This window comes from Kitasatospora sp. NPDC085895 (assembly GCF_040702125.1).
Classification (GTDB): domain Bacteria; phylum Actinomycetota; class Actinomycetes; order Streptomycetales; family Streptomycetaceae; genus Kitasatospora; species Kitasatospora arboriphila.
The window spans coordinates 1-4,029 of record NZ_JBFBJY010000189.1; the positions used below are offsets into that span (position 1 = coordinate 1).

The following is a 4,029-nucleotide window of genomic DNA, read 5'->3' on the forward strand; positions in this document are numbered from 1 at the left end:
CACCCCGGGTCGGGTCCGCCGCGGCTATCGCCGGATCCGGCGGATCGTCGGCACTCCCGCAAACCCGCCGAAAGCCACCTGCCCCGGCCCCGGCCGGCCGAAAGGCCGCCCCACCAGCCCCGCACCACGCCACCCCGTCGGCAAGAACCGGCAGAAAAAGGACAACCCCTCGGCCTGAACGCCGAGGGGCAACCTTTAAATTCAAGCTGAGCGAATTCACCCGGAGGAAACCCGTGGAGTTCCGTCGGCGACGTGGAGGGCCGACCCCCGGCGGTTAGGTCACCGGGTCCTGCGAGGCGTCCGGTCGGACTGCCTGCTTGAGCTTCATGCCGGCCTTGTGCCGGTTCTCTGTGCCCGCCCAGAGGCAGTGAACGTCCTTGCGGCGACGGGCATCCCGGCACGGCCCGACACACGAGCGGGTTTTCGGGTGGACGCGATGCGGTTGCCCGCGCGCCCGCCCGCCGACGGCGTGGACACCGCTACGGGAGCAGCACGCCCTGGTTGGACGGCTGCAGCGTACCGGCCTTCAGGCCGGCCGCCGAGACGGTCAGTTGCGGAACGGCCTTGCCGTCGGTGCCGATCACCGCGGCGGTCAGTTGAGTGGTCTCGTCCGGCGGCGTCACCACCAGGCCCGACAGGACCCGGCAGCTGGTGTCCGACTTGTCGCAGGGCGCCCACGCCAGGCCGGAGAAGGCGGTGGTCCCCGGCTTCAGCGTGATCTGGGTCGGCGGTCCGGGCTGGGCGACGCGCGCGGTGGTGACGTCGATGCGGCTGTTGTCGGCGAGCAGCCCACCGAATCCCGGGTACCCGAAGACCGTACAGCTCCGCGTGCCCTTGTTGACCAGCATCACCATGGCCGAGCCAGGGCGGTCGGGCTGGATCTGCACGTCCGCCTTCAGCTCGGACGTATGGCATCGGCTTGCCGCCTGGCCGCCGGCCGCCGCGGGCACCCGCGCGGCCGAGGAACGGGCCGGGAAGGCGCCGGCCGCACCGCCGGTGCCACCACCCGACGCCGCCCCCGCCGCCGTCTTCGACGGGGCGGGGTCCGCGTCTCCGGTGCAGGCGACCGCCCCCAGGCCGAGTGCCACAGTTGTGACGGCGGCCAGGGTCGGCCGGGACAGGCGCGGGTTCATGGACCCTCCGAGAGGTGCGAACGGTCCCGTCACGTCGGGACCTGGAGTGGGCGATCGTCAGTTTTCGGTGTCGAGTCGGACGTGCTCGATCGAGCTCGTCCAGGTCGATGCCGGCCAGTTCGCGCGGGTAGGCGCCCAGCACTCGCTGGCGCAGCATGGTGTCGTGGCGGCCTCGCCAGGCGAGTGCGTCGTCGGGACTCCTTCGTGCGTGCCGGTCACTGCCAGAGGGTGAGGATGGTGCTTGCCGTCACGGTGCAGACGATGAAGTAGGGTGCGTTGATCAGCGTGTACAGCAGCGGGCGGGGGAAGTTCGGGTTGATCGCGATGGTCAGCGTCTGCGCGATGAGGTAGCCGATCGAGATGACGAGTCCGAAGCCGATGCCGGCGCCGGCGGATTCGGTTTCGAGGGCCCGCAGGAGGACCGCGCTGGTGATGACGACGAGCAGGCTTGAGACCAGCGGTCCGACGATGAAGATCGGGCCGGGCTTCGGCAGCTCGCGGTTCTCGTTGCCGAGCGCGACCTTGTAGGGCTTGGCGACGATGGCGCCGAAGTAGAGACCGCCGAGGACGGCGAAGACGATGGTGGCGACGATCACGGCGAGCCAGTTGATCCCGGACAGGGCAGCGAGCATGAGTTTTCCTCAGCGGTGACGAAAGCGAGAGAGAAGGACCAGGAAGCCGCGGCGCGGATCGCCTCCGCGCCGCGGCTCGGTGGGGTCAGGAAGCGGAGGTGACGCTGACGCTCCACGTGACGCCGAAGCGGTCGGTGAGCATGCCGAAGCCTGCGCTCCACGCCGAGGCGGCCAGCGGTTCGACGATGACGGCGTCGACGGCGAGGGCGTCCCAGTACTTCTGAAGCTCGTCCAGGCTGTCGGAACCGATGGAGACGAACAGTGCCTGGTCGGTGATGGTGGTGTTGTTCTCGCGGCGGGTCGTACCGCCGCCGGCGATGGTTCCCTCGGTCGCGCCGGGGATGTCGTAGCCCATGACCCGGAAGCCGTTTTCCGCGGCGACGAGGCCGAACACGACCTTGTCGGAACCGGGCACCCCGGCCGGCATCCCGAAGTCCGCGTAGGTGTTGATCGTGACCTGCCCGCCGAAGACGGAGTGGTAGAAGTCCAGCGCCTCGCGCGCGGTGCCCCGGAAGTTCAGGTGAGTGGTGGTCGTGACGGACATGAGCTGCTCCTTGCCTCGGTGTGACAGATGTGCGCCGTCGGCCCTGTTGCCGACCGGCGGCTGCCGTGGCCGGGGGTGATGCCTCCCGAACGGCTCGTACGCCACTCTCGCGGAGGTAGAGGACAGGGAGTGTCCTGTACGTCGGGAAGGATGGATCCCATGCACAAGACGTCCTCCCGGCTGCTGGCGCTGCTCTCCCTCCTCCAGACGCACCGTGACTGGTCCGGAGAGGATCTGGCCGTGCGTCTCGACATCTCGCCGCGCACCGTGCGCCGCGACATCGACCGGCTGCGCGAACTCGGCTACCCGATCACGACCGTCAAGGGACCGGCCGGCGGCTACCGGCTGCAGGCCGGCGCCGACCTGCCGCCCATGCTGTTCGACGACAACCAGGCCGTCGCCCTGGCCGTCGCGCTGCAGACCGCAGTCGCCGGCACCGCGGTCGCCGAAGACGCCGCCCGCGCCCTGGCCACCCTCCGCCAGGTCATGCCGTCCCGCCTGCGCCACCGCATCGACCTGTTGCGCGTCACCGCCGTCCCAGCTGCGGACCGCGACACCTCCCAGGTCGACACCCAGGTTCTGACGGACCTGGGCCGCGTCATCCACGCCCGCGAGGAACTCCGCTTCGACTACACCCCGGCCTCGCACACCTCCGCCGACGACCCCCGCCGCGTGCAACCCCACCACCTGGTCACCTGGCGTCATCACTGGTACCTCGTGGCCTTCGATCTCGACCGACAGGACTGGCGCACCTTCCGCGTCGACCGCATCCGACCCCGCACGCCCACCGGCCCCCGCTTCGCGCCTCGCGAACTCCCCGGCGGCAACGTGTCGACCTTCGTCATCAGCCGGTTCCGCGGCAATGACGGCACCACAACCGACTGGCCCTGCCTGGGCGAAGTCGTTCTCCACCTCCCAGCCGCCGAGGTCGCACCCTTCGCCCCGGACGGCATCGTCGAGGAACTGGACCCGCGCCGCTGCCGACTCGTCCTCGGCTCCTGGTCGTGGACCGGACTCGCCGCGACCATCGGCCGCTTCGACACCGACATCGACGTCGTCGGCCCGCCCCGGCTGGCCACCGCCTTCGCAGACCTCGCCGCCCGCTACGCCCGCGCCGCAAGACCCGAGACCGGTCCGACGCCGTGAGAACGAAACCCACCGCGCCGCTCAAGCCCGTCGAACGTCCGGCACAGCCCACCGCTGATCCACACACGACGCCCGAAGGGCTCGGCACCGCAGCCCGCGGCGCAAACACGGCGGGCTGCCCCGCCCCTCACCGATGACATGCTCCAGGCCGTGCTCCGCCGCCGGGCACTCGACGGGGCCAGCGAGGGTACTCGACCGACCTGATCACCCCCACCGGGAAGCGCAAGGGGCGGAGCCCGTCCACCATCGGCACCCGCCGGACACTCCGTACCCCGAGGCGGTCGAGCGGGCCCACGCCGACTTCGCCGCCCTCAGGGCCGGCGGACTCCCGGACCCAATCCCCGCAGGGGACGGTCCGCCGTCCCTGCGGGCCCGTCCAGGCCGCCGCAGGCCGCATCGCCAGGCGCGACCACCACCGGCCGCCGCAGGCCTCGGGGGTGTGGGGCCCGGGCGGCACTGGCGGTGGGGTGTGTCCAGCCAACGGCTAGTACGAAAATCCCCCGCTCGGGACTCGTTGTCCCAGGTCAGGCGGCTTCTGTCGGCTGCAGTGTCACTTGGTAGCCGAGTTGGGTCA

The 4,029-nt window shown here is 70.8% G+C and carries 4 protein-coding genes; 1 reads left to right on the forward strand and 3 read right to left on the reverse strand.

What is annotated here, in order from left to right; all coding sequences use genetic code 11:
- Nucleotides 1-479: 479 nt before the first annotated feature.
- From AB0442_RS41920 to AB0442_RS41930, 3 genes are all read right to left on the reverse strand, one after another.
- Entirely contained in the window at nucleotides 480-1,133 is a 654-nt protein-coding gene (locus AB0442_RS41920; RefSeq protein ID WP_366168771.1) for a DUF4232 domain-containing protein, read from the reverse strand.
- 215 nt (nucleotides 1,134-1,348) lie between these two features.
- Nucleotides 1,349-1,765, reverse strand: a complete 417-nt coding sequence (locus AB0442_RS41925; RefSeq protein ID WP_366168772.1) for a DUF1761 domain-containing protein — start codon at nucleotides 1,763-1,765, stop codon at nucleotides 1,349-1,351.
- Nucleotides 1,766-1,850: 85 nt separating this feature from the next.
- A complete protein-coding gene (locus tag AB0442_RS41930) occupies nucleotides 1,851-2,309 on the reverse strand; it encodes a VOC family protein (protein WP_366168773.1) in 459 nt (152 codons plus the stop codon).
- 159 nt (nucleotides 2,310-2,468) lie between these two features.
- Here AB0442_RS41930 and AB0442_RS41935 point away from each other — a divergent pair, with 159 nt between their 5' ends.
- Nucleotides 2,469-3,455: a WYL domain-containing protein gene (locus AB0442_RS41935; protein ID WP_366168774.1), complete on the forward strand. Its 987-nt coding sequence runs from the start codon at nucleotides 2,469-2,471 to the stop codon at nucleotides 3,453-3,455.
- The last annotated feature ends 574 nt before the right edge of the window (nucleotides 3,456-4,029 follow it).

Bases quoted from the DNA above. Each gene is read 5' to 3' on its own strand.
- AB0442_RS41920 (WP_366168771.1), bottom strand. From the start codon at position 1,133: ATGAACCCGCGCCTGTCCCGGCCGACCCTGGCCGCCGTCACAACTGTG.
- AB0442_RS41925 (WP_366168772.1), bottom strand. From the start codon at position 1,765: ATGCTCGCTGCCCTGTCCGGGATCAACTGGCTCGCCGTGATCGTCGCC.
- AB0442_RS41930 (WP_366168773.1), bottom strand. From the start codon at position 2,309: ATGTCCGTCACGACCACCACTCACCTGAACTTCCGGGGCACCGCGCGC.
- AB0442_RS41935 (WP_366168774.1), top strand. From the start codon at position 2,469: ATGCACAAGACGTCCTCCCGGCTGCTGGCGCTGCTCTCCCTCCTCCAG.